Annotated in this window: 10 protein-coding genes and 1 tRNA gene; 5 read left to right on the top strand and 6 right to left on the bottom strand. The window is 66.3% G+C overall.

The window, feature by feature from the left end:
• Nucleotides 1-10: 10 nt before the first annotated feature.
• The 3 genes from rlmB to rnr all read right to left on the bottom strand — a co-directional run bounded on the left by rlmB (nt 11) and on the right by rnr (nt 5,272).
• Nucleotides 11-769, bottom strand: coding sequence for a 23S rRNA (guanosine(2251)-2'-O)-methyltransferase RlmB (rlmB, locus tag ASD14_RS04925; RefSeq protein WP_056129881.1), 759 nt, complete (start codon nt 767-769; stop codon nt 11-13).
• Nucleotides 770-918: 149 nt separating this feature from the next.
• Nucleotides 919-2,316 carry a S8 family peptidase gene (locus ASD14_RS04920; protein WP_056129878.1) on the bottom strand — a complete coding sequence of 466 codons (1,398 nt, stop codon included), beginning with the start codon at nt 2,314-2,316 and terminating at the stop codon, nt 919-921.
• 442 nt (nt 2,317-2,758) lie between these two features.
• A complete protein-coding gene (gene rnr, locus ASD14_RS04915; RefSeq protein WP_082538748.1) occupies nt 2,759-5,272 on the bottom strand; it encodes a ribonuclease R in 2,514 nt (837 codons plus the stop codon).
• Between the two features lie 143 nt (nt 5,273-5,415).
• On the opposite strand from rnr, the gene ASD14_RS04910 reads away from it, so the two are divergent.
• The 4 genes from ASD14_RS04910 (at nt 5,416) to ASD14_RS04895 (ending at nt 9,283) form a co-directional block, all read left to right on the top strand.
• Nucleotides 5,416-5,500: transfer RNA gene (locus ASD14_RS04910), tRNA-Leu, on the top strand.
• 199 nt (nt 5,501-5,699) lie between these two features.
• Nucleotides 5,700-6,125, top strand: coding sequence for a nucleoside diphosphate kinase regulator (gene rnk / locus ASD14_RS04905; protein ID WP_056129875.1), 426 nt, complete (start codon nt 5,700-5,702; stop codon nt 6,123-6,125).
• A 77-nt stretch (nt 6,126-6,202) separates the two neighbouring features.
• On the top strand, nt 6,203-8,446 hold the full coding sequence (gene parC, locus ASD14_RS04900; protein ID WP_056129871.1) for a DNA topoisomerase IV subunit A: 2,244 nt from the start codon (nt 6,203-6,205) through the stop codon (nt 8,444-8,446).
• Between the two features lie 180 nt (nt 8,447-8,626).
• Complete coding sequence (locus tag ASD14_RS04895) at nt 8,627-9,283, top strand: thiopurine S-methyltransferase (protein WP_056129869.1); 657 nt, start codon at nt 8,627-8,629, stop codon at nt 9,281-9,283.
• A gap of 186 nt (nt 9,284-9,469) precedes the next feature.
• Here ASD14_RS04895 and ASD14_RS04890 read toward each other — a convergent pair whose 3' ends face one another.
• From ASD14_RS04890 to ASD14_RS16590, 3 genes are all read right to left on the bottom strand, one after another.
• Complete coding sequence (locus ASD14_RS04890; protein WP_056129866.1) at nt 9,470-12,442, bottom strand: GGDEF domain-containing protein; 2,973 nt, start codon at nt 12,440-12,442, stop codon at nt 9,470-9,472.
• A 381-nt stretch (nt 12,443-12,823) separates the two neighbouring features.
• Nucleotides 12,824-14,557, bottom strand: coding sequence for an asparagine synthase B (gene asnB, locus ASD14_RS04885; RefSeq protein WP_056129862.1), 1,734 nt, complete (start codon nt 14,555-14,557; stop codon nt 12,824-12,826).
• 266 nt (nt 14,558-14,823) lie between these two features.
• Nucleotides 14,824-14,949 carry a hypothetical protein gene (locus ASD14_RS16590; RefSeq protein WP_255355008.1) on the bottom strand — a complete coding sequence of 42 codons (126 nt, stop codon included), beginning with the start codon at nt 14,947-14,949 and terminating at the stop codon, nt 14,824-14,826.
• A gap of 162 nt (nt 14,950-15,111) precedes the next feature.
• Between ASD14_RS16590 and ASD14_RS04880 the strand changes: the two genes are divergently transcribed.
• Complete coding sequence (locus ASD14_RS04880) at nt 15,112-17,469, top strand: penicillin acylase family protein (RefSeq protein WP_056129858.1); 2,358 nt, start codon at nt 15,112-15,114, stop codon at nt 17,467-17,469.
• The last annotated feature ends 110 nt before the right edge of the window (nt 17,470-17,579 follow it).

Genomic DNA, 17,579 nt, shown 5'->3' with positions numbered 1-17,579 from the left:
CGTGCTTCGCCTACTTCGCCGCAACACTCCGTTGCCGCACCGCTTCGAACAGCGTCACGCCGGTGGCCACCGACACGTTGAGGCTTTCGACATCGCCGCCGCCCGGCATCGGAATCTTCACCAGTTGGTCGCAGTTCTCGCGGGTCAGGCGACGCAGGCCATCGGATTCTCCACCGAGCACCAGTGCGACGTTGCCGCGCAGGTCGATCGACCAGAACGACATATCCGCTTCGCCCGCAAGGCCGTAGATCCACACGCCCATCTGTTGCAGGTCGCGCATCGTGCGCGCGAGGTTGGTCGCGGGAATCACCGGAATGCTGTCGGCCGCGCCCGCCGACGTCTTGCGTACGGTCGCGTTGACCTGCACCGCCTTGTCCTTCGGAAAGATCACCGCAGTGACGCCCGCCGCTGCCGCGCTGCGCAGGCAGGCGCCGAGGTTGTGCGGATCCTGCACCCCGTCGAGCACGAGTACGAGGGCCTTGCCTTCGGCCGCTTCGACCAGGCCCTGCAGGTCGTTTTCGCTGTAGGTCTTCGCCGCGGCATACCGCGCGACCACGCCCTGGTGCCGCAGGTTGCCGACCACGCCGTCGAGCGCCTGCGTGGCGACACGGCGCACGTCTATGTCCTTGCGGCGCGCCTGCGCTTCGATTTCAGTCAGGCGCGGATTCTTGGCGCCGGCTTCGATCAACACCTCGCGCACGTTCTCGGCGTCGTGCTCGACGGCGGCCGATACGGCGTTGATGCCTGCGATCCATTGTTTTGTGCTCATGCGGTTACTTTAAAAGCGGGATGGGGCCAGGGAAAGGAAAACCAGCAGATCCATCCGCATTGCCCCATAACAGCTGCATTCCACGGCCCTAAAAAAGAACCCCGGCCGAAGCCGGGGTTCCCTGTCGCACATCGGTTTGCTTAAACGGATCAGAAGGCCGCGGCGGCAGCCACGGCTGCGTTGGCGTCGATGATGCCGTTGCCGATCGGCTTGTCGTTGCTGCCCGGGAAGGCGCGCAGCGAGCTCTTCAGGATGCTTTCCACCTGCGCCGGGGTCAGCGGTGCCTTGGTGCCGCGGGCCGCCTGCATCAGCGCAACCGTACCGGCTACGTGCGGAGCCGCCATCGAAGTGCCCGCCATGCACAGGTAGTTTTCGGCGCCCGGAGCGCTGAGGCCGTCATTGCCGGTCGACACGATCAGCGTGGTGCAGTCGGGGCTGTCACCACCCGGAGCCGCCACGTCGATCTTGCTGCCGTAGTTGGAATAGCTGGCGCGGGTGCCGCTGTTGTTGGTTGCAGCAACGGCAATCACGTTGTTGCAGCTGGCCGGGGTGAAGCCCGAGACGTCGGCGTTGCTGTTGCCGGCGGCCACCACGACGGTGGTACCGCGGGAAACGGCGCCGTCGATCGCGGCCTGGTACGTCGACGAGCAGGTCGAGGCGCCACCGAGCGACATGTTGATGACCTCGGCCGGGTTGGCGTTGGCCGGAACACCGGCGACGCTGCCGCCCGAAGCCCAGATGATGCCGTCGGCGATGTCGGAGGTGTAACCACCACCGCGACCCAGCACGCGCACCGGGACGACCTTCGCGCCGTAGGCAACGCCGATCACGCCCTTGTTGTTGTTGCCGACGGCGGCGACGGTGCCCGCGGTATGGGTGCCGTGCCAGCTGGAGTCTTCGTTGCGGTAGTAGTCGCCGTTGTCGTGCGCATCCGAATCCCGGCCGTTGCCATCGCCGGCAGTGCGCGACTGCGAGATGAAGTCGTAACCCGGCAGGATGTTGCCGACCAGGTCGCTGTGGTCGGTGTAGCCGGTGTCGAGCACGGCCACGACCACGCCGGCGCCGGAAGTGGTGTTCCAGGCCTGGTCGGCGCGGATACCCGGGGTGCCGCTCTGCATGCCCCACAGATAGGTGCCGTAGTGCGGGTCGTTCGGGGTCATCAGGGGCTTCATGATCAGGTCCGCCTCGACGTACTCGACGTTCGGGTCGGCAGCGATCTGGCGCATGAAGCCTTCGGCTTCGACGCGGTCCAGCGCGCGGCTGGCCTGGACGACTTCGCCACCGACGGCGAGCGAACGCACGCGGCTGGCCGAGAGGGCCTGGGCACTGGCCTTGGTGGCCTTGGTCAGGCTGCCCTGTTGTGCAGTAACGCTGGTGCCGTTGCGATACTTGACGATGAAGCGGTCAAAGCTGGTCTGGTCCGGGGAATGCAGGCCTGCGGTATCCACGCGACCGGCGGCGGCAGCGGAACCGGCGAAACCAGCGGTCAGGGCGACGGCCATGGCGGTGGCCAGCGCGCGCTGGTGCAACTTGTTCGACTTCGACATCTAAGGTGTACCCCTGTCAGGTTGGAAGTTTGATGGCGTTGCGCCATTCCCCGTGCGCAGTCCGGCGGCCCATTCCGAGCAGGCTTGATCGGGGAGTGCACCGGCGGAACACCGGTGCGTTTCAACCGTAACCGGAAAATTTGCGCTTCAACAATGAGTGTTTGTCCCTGTGCCGGCGACACACCCGCCGGGAATCGGCGTTCTGCGGATTTCGTCGGGAAAAATCGACGAAATCGTTCAGCTACGGGTTTCGGGCCACTGCACCGGACACGCGATGAACCGGGAACGCCGTCACACCACATGCTGCGTCGCAGCGCAAAGGACCGGCGGGCATCCGCGGACGCCGCCTCTGGCCTGATTGCACACCGGCGGATCCCGTCGTGCCGTCTCCGCAGGCCCATGCGCGCAGCGTTCACTTGCCCGGTGCCGCGCAGCGTTCGGTTCAGTACTTCTGCTTGGCGCGCTTCGCCGGCTTCCCGCGCGGCGGCAAGGGCTTCGCGCCCCGCTCTTCGGCGAGGCGGAAATCGATCTTGCGGTCCTCGACGCTGGCCTTGAGCACGATGATCTCGACGCGGTCGCCGAGGCGGAACTCGCGCCCCGTGCGTTCGCCGGACAGCGTCTTCCTGATCGCATCGAAGTGGTAGTAGTCGCTTGGCAGCTGGGTCACGTGGATCAGGCCGTTGACTTTCGAATCGTCGAGTTCGACGAACAGGCCAAAGCTGGTGACACCGCTGATCACGCCCGCGAACTGCCCTCCGACATGCTGCTCCATCCACGCCGCCCGGTAACGCTCGTCCACTTCGCGCTCGGCTTCGTCGGCACGGCGCTCGCGCTCCGAACACTGCAGCGCGAGCGCGGCCATGTCGTGATGCGAATAGAACTCCGCCGGCTTGCCATGGCGCAACGCGTGCTTGATCGCGCGATGCACCAGCAGGTCGGGATAGCGGCGGATCGGCGAGGTGAAGTGCGCGTATGCCTCGAGCGCGAGGCCGAAGTGGCCGACGTTGTCGGGCGAATACACCGCCAGCGACTGGCTGCGCAGCAGCACGGATTCCAGCAGCGCGGCATCGGGCCGCTCGCGGATCTTCTTCAGCAGCGCGGTGAAGTCGCGCGGGTGCACCTTCGACCACGGCGGCATGCGCAGGGCGAATTCCTTGAGGAATTCCAGCAGGTCGCCGTACTTCTCTTCCGGCGGACGCTCGTGGATGCGATACGGCGCGGGCACTTCGTGCGCGAGCAGGTACTTCGCGGCTTCGACGTTCGCCGCGATCATGCATTCCTCGATCAGCTTGTGCGCGTCGTTCCGCTGCAGCATGCCGGCCTGCAGGACTTCGCCCTGCGCGCCGAGCACAAACCGCACTTCGGACGACTCGAACTCGATCGCGCCACGATTCGCGCGCGCCTTGGCAAGGACGCGGAACAGCTGGTGCAGGTGCTCCACATGCGGCAGCACCGTGGCGCCGATCTGCTCGCGGGCATCCGCCTTCACCTCGTCCGGCACGTCGCCGACCGCATTCCACACCAGGGTGTAGGTGAGGCGCGCGTGCGAATGCATCACGGCTTCGTAGAACTTCGACTTCGTGACTTCGCCATTGCGGTCCACCTGCATGTCGCAGACGAAGCACAGGCGGTCGACCTTCGGCATCAGCGAACAGATGCCGTTCGAGAGGGTCTCGGGCAGCATCGGGACGACGAAGCCGGGGAAGTACACCGAGGTCGCGCGCTTCTGCGCTTCATCGTCGAGCGGCGCGCCGGGACGCACGTAGTTCGAGACGTCGGCAATCGCGACCACGAGCCGGAAACCATCGCGGTTGGGTTCGCAATAAACCGCGTCGTCGAAGTCCTTCGCGTCCTCGCCGTCGATGGTGACCAGCGGCATCGCGCGCAGGTCGACGCGCTGCGCCGCGGTCGCGGGATCGACGCTGAGCTGCACCGCGGCGGCTTCGTTCAATACTTCCTGCGGAAACTCGTGCGGCAGGTCGTGGCCGTGGATCGCGGCCTGCACTGCCAGCGAAGCGGTGAGCCGTTCGCCGAGCACCGTGAGCACGCGGCCGATCGGAGGGCGTCGCGAATCCGGCGCCTGGGTGATTTCGGCAACAACAAGCTGGCCGTGCTTCGCCTCGGCCCGCTGGTCGGGCGGAATCTGCACGTTGCGCTGGATGCGGCGGTCGTCGGGCACGACGTAGCTGATGCCCGATTCGATTTCGAAGCGGCCGATCAGGCGCGTGAGGCGGCGCTCCAGCACTTCGACGATCGCCCCTTCGCGGCGTCCGCGGCGATCCACGCCGGTGACGCTCGCGAGCACACGGTCGCCGTGCATGACCTTGCGCATCTCGAACGGCGGCAGGAACAGGTCATCGCCACCGGTCTCGGTGCGCAGGAAACCGAAACCTTCCGGGTTCGCAATGACGGTGCCGGGGACGAGGTCGAGCCGCGCGGCCGGGGCGAAATCGCCACGCCGGTTCCGCAGCAACTGGCCGTCGCGGATCATCGCCGCAAGGCGTTTGCCCAATGCATCGAATCGGTCGGGCGCGGCGAGATCGAGCCGTTCGGCCAGCGCATCGGCGGACATCGGCCCTTCGGCCAGCACGCGCAGGATCATTTCCCGGCTGGCGATGGGCTGCTCGTAACGGTTGGCCTCGCGCTCGGCGTGCGGGTCGCTGAAGGGATCGGGACGCACCCCACCGGGCGGAATACTTCCCGGCGAAATGGAACCTGTGGAAGCCGGACCACGCGAGGCCGACCGGGACGTCTTCTTCGGCACGAATCCGCGCGGTGGCGGTTCGGGCATCCATGCGGGCCGGGCTGCCGTGCTCTTGGGTCGTGAGCCGCTCTTTTTCGGTGCTCCCCTGGCCGGGCCGCTGGAAGAGCCAGGCCCGGATTTCCGGCCCTGACTGGAGGAACTGCGGCCACCCGTGGTCTTCTTTTTCATCGCGGCATGGTCGCATATCGCCATGAAGGCGAGGTCGGAGCGCCCGCGAAGCCGCTATGAGGAATGTCGCCGGTAACGCCCGATGAAAGGCCACCTAACGCATCGTTGACAAGCGCGCCCTTGCACCGCAACATACGCGGCCTCGCACGGCGCCAGCCGACGCGAATGCCCAGGTGGCGGAATTGGTAGACGCACTAGTTTCAGGTACTAGCGGGTAAAACCGTGGAGGTTCGAGTCCTCTCCTGGGCACCAACGAGTTCGAGATGAAGCCCCGCAGAAATGCGGGGCTTTTTCTTTTGTCGCAACTCATCCCGTTGCCTGTCTTGCCGCTTCGTCGCGGGCATGTTGAAGGTGCTCCGCTTCGGGGCTATGGTCGATCCACATCCCGACTACGGGCGACGCACCCGGTGCGCCGCCCGTTCTCTTTTGGACCGTTTCTCCTGGAGCCGCCATGCACGCAGAACGCCTGAACGAACCCATCACCCCCGCCATCCTCGTGTCCCGACTCGACTGCGAGCGCATCGAAGTGCTGCTCGAATCCCCGGCCGCGGAACACCATGACGTCGCCGCCCTGCGTGCCGAACTGGAGCGCGCCGACATCGTTGAACCGGCGCAGATGCCGCCCGACGTCATCACCATGAATTCCACCGCGCGCTTCGTCCTCAACGACGGCAGCGAGCGCGAAATCACCCTCGTCTATCCGCGCGATGCCGATGGCAGTGCCGACAACGTGTCCATCCTCGCGCCCGTCGGCAGCGCGCTGCTCGGCCTGCGCGTCGGCGATTCGATCCGCTGGCCCGCGCCGGGCGGCGACGTCGGCCTGCGCGTGCTTTCGATCCGCTACCAGCCCGAAGCCGCGGGCGAACTTCACCGGTAATCCACTCGCGCGCGGGGCGCGGATCGCCCCGCCGGTAGAATCCCTCCCAGATTTCATTCCAGGCCTCGCACCACTCCATGAGCGATACCGTCCGTCCGGTTTTCCACGGCTTCGAACAGATCCCCCTTCGCGAATACGCCGAGCGCGCCTACCTCGATTACTCGATGTACGTCGTGCTCGACCGCGCCCTGCCCTTCCTCGGCGACGGCCTGAAGCCGGTGCAGCGCCGCATCATCTACGCGATGAGCGAGCTCGGGCTCAACGCCGGCGCGAAGCCGAAGAAGTCGGCGCGCACCGTCGGCGACGTGATCGGTAAATACCATCCGCACGGCGACAGCGCGTGCTACGAAGCGATGGTGCTGATGGCACAGCCGTTCTCGTATCGCTATCCGCTGATCGAGGGCCAGGGCAACTTCGGTTCCAGCGACGATCCCAAGTCGTTCGCGGCGATGCGCTACACCGAATCGAAGCTCACGCCGATCGCCGAGGTGCTGCTGGGCGAACTCGGCCAGGGCACGGTCGATTGGGATCCCAACTTCGACGGCACGCTCGAAGAGCCGACGTGGATGCCGGCGCGCCTGCCGCACCTGCTGCTCAATGGAACCACTGGCATCGCCGTCGGCATGGCGACCGACGTGCCGCCGCACAACCTCAATGAAGTCGTCAGCGCCTGCATCCGCCTGCTCGATGATCCCGACGCGACCACGCGCGACCTGTGCGAGCACATCCTCGGCCCGGACTATCCGACGCCCGCCGAGATCATCACGCCGCGCAGCGACCTCATCGCGATGTACGAAACCGGCCTGGGCAGCGTGCGTGCGCGCGCTGTGTTCCAGAAGGACGGCGCCAACATCGTGATCACCGCGCTGCCCTACCAGGCGTCGCCGAGCAAGGTGATCGAGCAGATCGCCACGCAGATGCGCGCAAAGAAGCTGCCGTGGCTGGAAGACATCCGCGACGAGTCCGACCACGCCAATCCCACCCGCATCGTGCTGATCCCGCGCTCGAACCGGATCGACGCCGAACAGCTGATGGGACACCTGTTCGCGACCACGGACCTCGAGAAGAGCTTCCGCGTCAACTTCAACGTGATCAGCCTCGAAGGCCGCCCGCAGGTGAAGGGGCTGAAGGCATTCCTCGGCGAGTGGCTGCGCTTTCGCACCGACACGGTGACGCGCCGCCTCAAGCATCGCCTCGACAAGGTCGAGCGCCGCCTGCACCTGTTGGAAGGCTTGCTGATCGCCTTCCTCAATCTCGATGAAGTCATCCGCATCATCCGCAGCGAGGACGAGCCCAAGCCCGTCCTGATCCAGCGCTTCAAGCTCAGCGACGACCAGGCCGACTACATCCTCGAAACCAAGCTGCGCCAGCTCGCGCGCCTCGAGGAAATGAAGATCCGCGGCGAGGAAGCCGAACTCGATGCCGAACGCGACCGCATCATGGCCACGCTCGACAGCAAGGCCAAGCTGAAGAAGCTGGTGAAGGACGAACTCATCGCCGACGCGAAGAAATTCGGCGACGCGCGCCGTTCGCCGCTGGTCGCGCGTGAAGCCGCGCAGGCACTGTCGGAAACCGAACTGGTCGCCAGCGAACCGATGACGATTGTCCTCAGCGAAAAGGGATGGGTGCGCGCCGCGAAGGGCCACGACGTCGATGCTGCCGCACTGAGCTATCGCGAAGGCGACGGCCTGCTCGGTGCGGTGAAGGGACGCAGCACACAGCAAGTCGCGTTCCTCGACTCCACCGGCCGGTCGTATTCGACACTCGCGCACACGCTGCCCTCGGCGCGCGGCAATGGCGAACCGCTGACGGGCCGCTTCTCGCCGGTGTCGGGTGCATCCTTCCAGGCGCTCGCCTCCGGCGACAACGACGCGCGCTTCGTGCTCGCCACGAGCCATGGTTACGGCTTCGTCACCCGTTTCGAAAACCTCACCGGCCGCAACAAGGCGGGCAAGGCGATGCTTTCGCTGACGCCGAATGCAAAGGTGTTGCAACCTGCGCAGGTCGCGACCGGCGAGAAGGATCGCGTCGTCGCCGTCACCAACGTCGGCCACCTGCTCGCCTTCCCGGTGTCGGAGCTGCCGGAACTCGACAAGGGCAAGGGCAACAAGATCATCGACATCCCCAAGGCGAAGCTCGGCACCGAACGCGTCGTCGCCGTCGCCGTCGTGCCGCAGGGCGGCACGCTGGTGGTGAAGTCGGGTTCGCGGACGATGTCACTGTCGTTCAAGGACCTCGAGGAATACGTCGGTGCGCGTGCGACGCGCGGCGGGTTGTTGCCGCGTGGATGGCAGAAGGTGGAAGGGCTGTCGGTCGAGTAACAGGTTCGATGAAGCTACCGTCATTCCTGCGGAAGCAGGAATCCAGTGACTTTGCTCGTAACGATTACCGCAAAAAGCAGAGTCACTGGATTCCCGCTTCCGCGGGAATGACGAGCAAAAAAAGCACTCCCCATCTCCTCTCGCCCTCGACGAATGGCCGGGAGCCTAGGCAAGAAGCACATGCACCCGGATTTCTGGCTCCAGCGCTGGCAAGACAACCAGATCGGCTTCCACCAGGACAAGCCGACGCCGCTGCTGCTCAAGCACTGGCCAGCGCTCGGCATGCCGGTGGGTGCGAAGGTGTTCGTCCCGCTGGCCGGCAAGTCGCTCGACATCGCCTGGTTCGCGTCGCAGGGCTATCGCGTGCTGGCGGTGGAACTATCGCAACTCGCCGTCGACCAGTTCATCGAAGAGCACGGCCTCCTGCCGGAAGTGAGCGAGTCCCGCTACGGCACGCATTACGTCGCCGGCGGCGTGGAGATCATCCGCGGCGACGCGTTCGCGCTCGATGCGGAAGCGCTGGCCGATTGCAGCGTCGTATTCGACCGCGCCGCGCTGATTGCGCTGCCACCCGAGCTTCGCCGCCGTTATGCGCAGGAGATCTATCCGCTATTGCCGCAAGGCTGCCGCGGCCTGCTGATCACGCTCGAATACCCGCAACGCGAGAAACAGGGCCCGCCGTTTTCCGTGACCGAAGCGGAAGTCCGCGAACTGTTCGACGAACACTGGCACGTCGAAGTGCTGGAGCGCCGCGACATCATCGAGCAGCAGCCCTCTTTCGCTGCCGAAGGCGTTACCGCGCTCGACACGGTGGTCTACCGGCTGGTGCGGCGCTGACGTCGTGTTTCGACTCCGCGAAGCTGCGCTTCGCTGGCTCAACACGAACGGGTTCTGTTCCGCCGCGTCAGTGGCTGCAAAAAGACCCGGAAACAGCGGCGGCTCCCGTTCGTCCCTAGCTGAAATCGAAGGACCGCATCAGCGCGCACCAAGGCAGTTTCGTATTGCCCGCGGGTCCTGCGCACCTCAATGCCCCCGCATCGCCCACTCCGCCGCCGGTCGCGCGCGCGAGAACAGGAAACCCTGCCCCAGCTCGCAGCCGATCTCCAGCAGGCAGTCGCGCTGCTCGTCGGTCTCGATGCCCTCGGCGATCACGTCCATGCCCAGCGTGCGCGCCATCGCCAGCACCGCGCGCACCACGGCCGCGCTGCCGCCGCGCTCGCCGGTCTGCAGCGCGCTCACGAACGAGCGGTCGATCTTGAGCGAATGCAACGGGAACCGGTGCAGGTAGCTCAGCGACGAATAACCGGTGCCGAAGTCGTCCAGCGCGGCGAGGACGCCGGCGTCGCGCAGGGCTTCCAGTGTGGCGCGCACCTGCTCCGGGTTGTCGAGCAGCGCGCCCTCGGTGACCTCCAGGCGCACGCGGTCGTGCGGCAGGTGGTGCGCGTCCAGCAGTTGCAGCATCTGCCCGGCCAGCAGCGGTGAGCGAAAGTGGCGCGGCGACACATTGAGGGTGATGTAGGCACTGTCTTCGCCGAGCACGTCGATCGCACTGCAGGTCTTCTCGAACATCTGCCAGTCGATCTGCTCGACGCTGCCGGTCTCCTCCGCCACGCCCAGGAAGGTTCCCGGCAGCAGCAGGCCACGTCGCGGATGACGCCAACGCAGCAGGGCTTCGTAGCCCACCACCTGCCGGTCATCCAGGCGCACGATCGGCTGGAAATGCGGCTCGAACTCGGAGCGCTGGATGGCGTGGCGCAGGTCGCTCTCCAGTTCCAGCAACTGCAATGCTTCCTGGTGGAGGCGCTCGTCGAAGATCTCGAAGCGCTGGCGTCCGTGCGCCTTGGCGCGGTACATCGCGACATCCGCATCCCGCAGGAGCTCTTCCGCGCGCTGGTAGCGCGAGTGGCCCAGCGCGATGCCGATGCTTACCGACGTGAACAGCTCCTTGCCGCCGATGTGCATTGGCTGGCTCAGGGATGCGATCGCGCGCTGCGCCACGTGGCAGGCTTCCTCCGGCAGGTTGACGTCCTCCAGTACCACCGCGAATTCGTCGCCGCCCAATCGCGCCACCACGTCGAATGGACGCACGCAGGATGCGAGCCGCGCGCCCGCTTCCTTCAGCATCTCGTCGCCCGCGAGGTGGCCGACGCTGTCGTTGACCACCTTGAAACGGTCGAGGTCCAGGAACAGCACGGCGAAGCGGTGCTCCGGGTCGCGGGACATCCGCGCCAATGCCCGTTCCAGCGCGTCGTAAAGGAAGCTGCGGTTTGGCAGGCCGGTGAGCGAGTCGTGCATGGTTTCATGCATCAGCTGCCGTTCGACGCGTTCGCGCTCGCCGATCTGTTCGCGCAGTTCGCCCACGACCAGGGCGAGCTTGCGCGTGCGGTCCGCCACGCGGTGTTCCAGTTCGGCCTGGGCCTGCTTGCGATCGAGCGCGGTAAGGATGTGCTGCGCCACGTAGGCCAGCAGGACGCGGTCTTCCTCGGCATAGCGCTCGGACGCGTCGTAACTCTGGACGAGCACCGCGCCGCGCACGATGCCCTCGGACACCATCGGGACGCCGAGCACGTCCTCGGAGACGGCGCCGACGAACACTCCTTCGGGAATGCCCAGCTGCACGGCGACCTTCGCCGGGCGGCCCATTACCACGCGGCCGCTGCGGATCACGCCCAAGGTGATGGTGTCGCGCATCGCCGCTTCGGGGACCTCGATTTCCGGATCGACGAGGCCCGGGTCCTTTTCGTCGGCGTGGTAGATGAAGCGGAGCGTTTCGCGTTCCGGGTTGTGCAGCGCGATGATCAGGTTGCGCGCGTACATCAGCTCCGCGACGATTTCGTGGATGCGGCGAAGCATCTCGGTCATGTCGAGTTCGCCGCTGGCGAGATCGGCGATGCTGTAGAGGGCGGCCTGCAGCTTTTCGCCGCGCTGCCGCTCGATCACTTCCGTGGTCAGCGCGCGCGTGCGCTCCTCGACGTGCCGCTCGAGGTCTTCCTGGGCCTGCTTGCGCTGCAGTGCGGTCAGGATGTGCTGCGCGACGAAACCCAGCAGGGCGCGATCTTCCTCGGTGTAGCGCGTGGCGACGTCGTAGCTCTGCACCACCACGGCGCCGCGCACCACGCCATCGGCGACCATCGGCACGCCGAGCCAGTCGGCGCTGTCGGGACCGAATTCGTACGAGGGCGCGATGCCGAACTGTTCGCGCAATTGCTCCGAGGCTCCCATCGCCGGCGACCCGTTGCGGATCACGGCCATGGTCAGGCTGTTCTCCATCCTGGCGGCCGGTATCTCCTCGCCGACCTCTTCGGCATCGCGATCCTTCTCGTCGGCGAAGTACACGAAGCGCACCGTGTCGTGTTCGGGGTGGTACAGCGCGATGAAGAAGTTCTCCGCGTACATCAGCCTGGCGACCACCGCGTGGGTCCGGCGCAACATTTCCACCATGTCCAGCCCGCTGCTGGCGAGGTCGGCGATCGAATACAGCGCGTTCTGCAGTTGCGCGGCCTTCTCCATGCGCCCGGTGGCGTTGCGCGCGGCGGCGAGTTCGATCTCGACGCGCATGCGCGAGGCCAGCAGGGCGAGGAAGTCGGTCAGCCCCGCCGGCACGCGTCCGGGCTGCGCGCATGCCTCCGGCCATTGCGCAAGGAAGACGGCTTCGGCATAGCCCAGCGCGTGGGCGATCCGCAGCCATCCGCCGCGCGCCTCGCCCGCGACGCAGCCCCGGTGCGCCAGCGCCGCTTCGATCAGCGTGGCTTCTTCCTGCGACAGCGGCGTGGTCGGCCACTGGTGCCGCCGCAGCCGCCCGCGCCGGTCCAGCCCGGACACCCATACCAGGCGCGCATCGCGGCATCCGAACACCGTTTCGGCCATGCGCAGGACCAGCGCGTCGATCTCGCCCGCCTTCGAGGGGGCCGGGGGAATCGATACACCTTCCAGGACGCGCACGGGCGCCGGCCCGGAGCGACCGTGCCCGTCCGACGTCGGTAGCGAACTGGCCATCTCTCTATTCAACGCCCCGGCGCGTGATGGACGGCCGCCCGGGCCTGGCAGCGGGCTGCGGCGCCGTTGCGCGAGCTTCCGGCGCCCTCCGTCGAGCCGTCCGGCGCCCGCGCGCGAGCGTCTTTTGCCCGGCCGCGAGCGTTTTATGGTCGCGCGCGAGCACCTTCCTGCCTGCCCGCGAGCATCCTGGTGCCCATGCGCGGGCACGCCGCGCCCTCGCGCGGGCGCGCCAGGCTCGCGGCGGGCACATCCGGGCTCGCGAGCGAGCATTTCCGGCTCGCGCGCGAGCCGATTTCGCCCTCGCGCGAGCACCTGGATGCCCGATCGAAGGCGCCGGATGCTCGCGCGGAAGGTCAGGCCGGCTCTTTCAAGCCTGTCCTTTCAGGCCAGCGCCGCTTCGTGCACCCCCGCCACCGCGCGCCCCGACGGATCGGCCATCTTCGCGAACGCCGCGTCCCATGCGATTGCCGCGGGCGACGAACACGCGATCGACTTGCCGCCCGGCACCGTCTGCGCGCAGGCCACGCCGGGGAAGAACTGCTCGAAGACGTGGCGATACAGATACGCCTCCTTCGTCTGCGGCGGATTCACCGGGAAGCGGCTCGCCGCTGCGGCGAACACGCGGTCGCTCACCTGTGCCTCGGCATGCGCCTTCAACCCGTCGATCCAGCCGTAGCCGACGCCGTCGCTGAACTGCTCCTTCTGCCGCCACAGGATGGAATCGGGCAGATAGCCCTCGAATGCCTCGCGCAGGATCGACTTCTCGATGCGCTTGCGGCCGTCCGGACCGAGACCCGCCATCTTGAACTTCGCATCCATGCGCATCGCCACGTCGAGGAATTCGACGTCGAGGAAGGGCACGCGTGGTTCGACCCCCCACGCCATCATCGACTTGTTCGCGCGCAGGCAGTCGTAGTTGTACAGCGCGTCGAGCTTGCGGATGGTTTCCTCGTGGAACTCGCGCGCGTTCGGCGCCTTGTGGAAATACAGATAACCGCCGAACACCTCGTCGCTGCCCTCGCCCGACAGCACCATCTTCACGCCCATCGCCTTGATCCGGCGTGCGAGCAGGAACATCGGCGTCGACGCGCGGATCGTGGTGACGTCGTAGGTCTCGACGTGGCGGATCACCTCCGGCAATGCATCGAGGCCTTCCTCGAAGGTGTAGGTGAAGCCGTGATGCACGGTCCCCAGCGCCTTCGCCGCGATTTCCGCCGCGGCGAGGTCGGGCGAACCTTCCAGGCCGATCGCGAACGAATGCAGGCGCGGCCACCAGGCTTCGGCCTTGTCGTCCTCTTCGACGCGATGGCGTGCGTAGCGCGCCGCTACAGCAGCTACCAAAGAGGAATCCAGCCCGCCGGACAACAGCACGCCGTAAGGCACGTCGGTCATCAGCTGCCGGTGCACCGCGCGTTCGAAGGCTTCGCGCAGTTCCTGCTTCGCGACTTCGACGTCCTGCGTCGCGGCGTAGTCGCGCCACGGCTTCACGTAGTACTTCACCAGCCCACCGCCTTGTCCTGCGGAGCTTGCTCCGCTGCTTTCCGGCACCAGCGCACTGTCGTAGTAATGCCCCGGTGGAAACTGCGCGACATCCGCGCAGACATCGGCCAGCGCCTTCATCTCCGACGCGACGCAAAGCCGGCCGTCGCTGTCGTGCCCCCAGTACAGCGGACACACGCCCATCGGATCGCGCGCGATGATGAAGCGTTGCGTCGCGCGGTCCCACAGCGCGAATGCGAAGATGCCGTTGAGCGCGTTGAGCCAGGTCGAAACGTCTTCTTCCGACCGATACAGCGCGTTGATCACCTCGCAGTCGGAGCCGGTCTGGAAGGCGTACGGCTTAGCCAACTGCTTTTCGAGTTCGCGGTGGTTGTAGATCTCGCCGTTGACCGCGAGCACCAGCCCGCCATCTTCCGAACGCAACGGCTGCGAGCCTCCCGCCGGATCGACGATCGCCAGGCGTTCGTGCACGAGGATCGCGCCCTCGTCCTGGTGCACGCCGCTCCAGTCGGGCCCGCGGTGGCGCTGGCGCTGGGAGAGTTCCAGCGCGCGCCTTCGCAGCTGGTGGGAATCGTCACTGGCCTGCAGGCCGAAAATGCCGAGGATGGAACACATGGGAGGACTCCTGGGGTGGATAGAGGCGGTTAGCTTTTTGTCATTCCCGCGAAAGCGGGAATCTCGTCCTTAGCTGTTGCCCTTGCTCATTCCCACTTTCGGGGATGACGAGCACGGCCGAAGACGAGATTCCCGCTTTCGCGGGAATGACGGCTTCGGACATGGACGGGGAACGTATGGTCATGGAATTTTCCGGAGACAGAAACGACGAAGCCCGCGCTTTTCGGCGCGGGCTTCGTGAGCGATCGGGGCGTTTGTTACACGCGCTAATCGCCGGCCCGCGGGTGGCTGGCGTTATTGCGGTTGTTATTGTTCAGGCCGTCCAGGTGCATGGCCGTGCCGCCGCGGAACGCGGTGGTGGTCATGCGGACAAATGCCTGGTGCGAGGTCATGGGCCGATCTTGCGTGGCCACGGGAACGTTTGCAAGTGATCGTATCGAATGAAACGGCAAGGCAGTCCACGTACGATGGGTTGAGCGCAGGCGATACCCCTCGTCTTCGCCAGCATCAACGTATTCCCTCGGCTCGACCTACCTTATGGAGAGAACGGAACCATGGCGAAGTGGATTCGACGTGGACTGCTGGCCCTGCTGTTGTTGCTCGCGGTCATAGTGCTCACCGCCTGGTGGCTGATGCGCGGCAGCCTTCCGCGACTCGACGGCGAACTCGCATTGAACGGCCTGTCCGCACCGGTGACGGTGCAGCGCGACGCACTCGGCGTAGTCACCATTGATGCGGCCAGCCAGCTTGATGCCATGCGCGCGCTCGGCTACGTGCACGCGCAGGAACGCTTCTTCGAAATGGATCTGCTGCGGCGCACGGCGGCGGGAGAACTCGCGGAAGTATTCGGGCCGATCGCGATCGATACCGACAAGCAGCACCGCATCCACCGCTTCCGCGCGCGCGTGGACGCGAACCTCGACGGCATCCTCGGCACGCACCGGAACGAGATGCAGGCCTATGTCGATGGTGTCAACGCCGGACTGCGCGATCTCAAGGTGCGGCCCTGGCCCTATCTGCTGATGCGCACGCAGCCCGAGCCGTGGCAGCTGAGCGACTCGCCGCTCGTCGCGTACGCGATGTACTTCGACCTGCAGGACGGCGAGAACGCTCGCGAACTCGCGCTGTGGAAGCTACGCCCGCATCTTCCGCCAGCGCTGTTCAAGCTGCTCACGCATGACGGCAGCCGCTGGGATGCGCCGCTGACCGGAGGTCCACGTGGCGATGCACCGTTGCCGTTGGCGGATGAAGTCGACCTGCGCAAGCTGCCGTGGCCACGCCGCCCCAGTGATGCGCCTGCGATGCCGCGCGTGATCGGCAGCAACAACTTCGCGGTGTCGGGCGAGCTCACGCGCGATGGCCGCGCGATCGTCGCCGACGACATGCACCTCGGACTGCGCGCGCCGAACATCTGGTTCCGCGCTCGCCTGCGTTATCCGGATGCACGGGCCCCTGATGGCAAGGTCGACGTGAGCGGCTTCACCCTGCCCGGCTTTCCGTTCACCGTGGTCGGCAGCAACACGCATGTCGCGTGGGCCTTCACCAACAGCTACGTCGATACGCTCGACTGGGCCGTGCAATCCATTTGCGGCACGAAGGCTGATTCCAGTTGCGTGCCATCGGTTCACCATCGCGAACGCATCGATGTCGCAGGCGCGAAGCCGGTCGACTTCGACGTGGAGGAAACGGCGTGGGGCCCGGTAATGAAGCACGACGCACAGGGCCGCGCGCTTGCGCTGCGCTGGGTCGCGCACCTCCCGGGTTCGTTCAATCTCAATCTCGGCGAAATCGCGCGTGCGCGCACGCTTGCGGAAGCCACAGCCGTCATTCGCAACGTGGCCATTCCCACGCAGAACATGCTGGTCGCCGACAGCAGGGGCGCGATCGGCTGGCGCTGGCTGGGGCCGATTCCTGTGCGCGGCGCGGCGTGCGATGCACAGCAGCCGATCGAATTTACCGGCAATGCGTCGGAGTGTCCGCCATGGGCGATCAGCACTTCGGTCGCGCCATTGCTCATGCCGAATCAGGGACGGTTATGGACGGCGAACAACCGGGTCGTCGGCGACGAGGTGCTGAAGATCGCCGGCGACGGCGGCAGCACGCTGGGCGCGCGCGCGAAACAGATCCGCGACGATCTGTTCGCGAAGCGGCAGTTCACCGAGCGCGATCTGCTCGCGGTGCAGCTCGATGATCGCGCGCTCTTCCTGCAGCCGTGGTGGCAGTTGCTGCGGGACGAGGCTGGTGAGTCACCGGCGATGCAGGAACTCGCGCATGCCGCATCCGAATGGCAGGGGCGCGCGAGCACGGACTCGGTGAGTTACCGCATCGTCCGCGCGTGGCGCACGGCCGTGAGCGATCGCGTGCTGGATGGACTCACCGGACCGGCGGAGGTGGCCTTGGGCAAGGACTTCGTGCTTCCGGGTCTGCAACAGCAGGAAAGTTTCGTGTGGCCGCTGGTGACGCAGCGTCCACCGCACCTGCTCTCACCACGTTACGACAACTGGAATGCGCTGCTCGAAGATGCGGCGCGCGAAGTCCGCGATGGATTGAAGAAGCAGGGCCCCCTCGCGAAGCGCACCTGGGGCGAACGCAACACGGCGAAGATCTGCCATCCGCTCGCGCGCGCCTTGCCTGCGTTCGCGCGCGGAACGTTGTGCATGCCGTTCGAGCCTTTGCCGGGCGATGTGGCCATGCCGCGCGTGCAGGCGCCCGACTTCGGCGCATCGGAACGCATGGTGGTGGCGCCAGGGCACGAAGCAGATGGAATCATCCACATGCCGGGCGGACAGAGCGGGCATCCGCTGTCGCCGTTCTGGGGTGCAGGGCATGACGACTGGGTGCATGGACGGCCGACGCCGTTTTTGCCGGGTGAGGTGCGATATTCATTGGTGTTGCGACCTGCGGGGCGATAACCGCGGCGCACCGCCCCTCACCCTGCGCTGCTTCGCAGCGCTGTCCCTCTCCCCGCAAGCGGGGCGAGGGGTGATGGGACGCGTGATGGATTAACAGCGCATGCAGTTCG

This window comes from Lysobacter sp. Root494 (assembly GCF_001427225.1).
Classification (GTDB): Bacteria; Pseudomonadota; Gammaproteobacteria; order Xanthomonadales; family Xanthomonadaceae; genus Agrilutibacter.
The sequence above is the reverse complement of the archived record's forward strand: the minus strand, read 5'-3'. Positions and strand labels throughout refer to the sequence as shown.

Coding starts and splice junctions, on each gene's coding strand:
- ASD14_RS16590 (WP_255355008.1), bottom strand. CDS start 14,949: ATGACCTCGCACCAGGCATTTGTCCGCATGACCACCACCGCGTTCCGC.
- ASD14_RS04880 (WP_056129858.1), top strand. CDS start 15,112: ATGGCGAAGTGGATTCGACGTGGACTGCTGGCCCTGCTGTTGTTGCTC.
- rlmB (WP_056129881.1), bottom strand. CDS start 769: ATGAGCACAAAACAATGGATCGCAGGCATCAACGCCGTATCGGCCGCC.
- rnk (WP_056129875.1), top strand. CDS start 5,700: ATGCACGCAGAACGCCTGAACGAACCCATCACCCCCGCCATCCTCGTG.
- ASD14_RS04890 (WP_056129866.1), bottom strand. CDS start 12,442: ATGGCCAGTTCGCTACCGACGTCGGACGGGCACGGTCGCTCCGGGCCG.
- rnr (WP_082538748.1), bottom strand. CDS start 5,272: ATGGCGATATGCGACCATGCCGCGATGAAAAAGAAGACCACGGGTGGC.
- ASD14_RS04920 (WP_056129878.1), bottom strand. CDS start 2,316: ATGTCGAAGTCGAACAAGTTGCACCAGCGCGCGCTGGCCACCGCCATG.
- asnB (WP_056129862.1), bottom strand. CDS start 14,557: ATGTGTTCCATCCTCGGCATTTTCGGCCTGCAGGCCAGTGACGATTCC.
- parC (WP_056129871.1), top strand. CDS start 6,203: ATGAGCGATACCGTCCGTCCGGTTTTCCACGGCTTCGAACAGATCCCC.
- ASD14_RS04895 (WP_056129869.1), top strand. CDS start 8,627: ATGCACCCGGATTTCTGGCTCCAGCGCTGGCAAGACAACCAGATCGGC.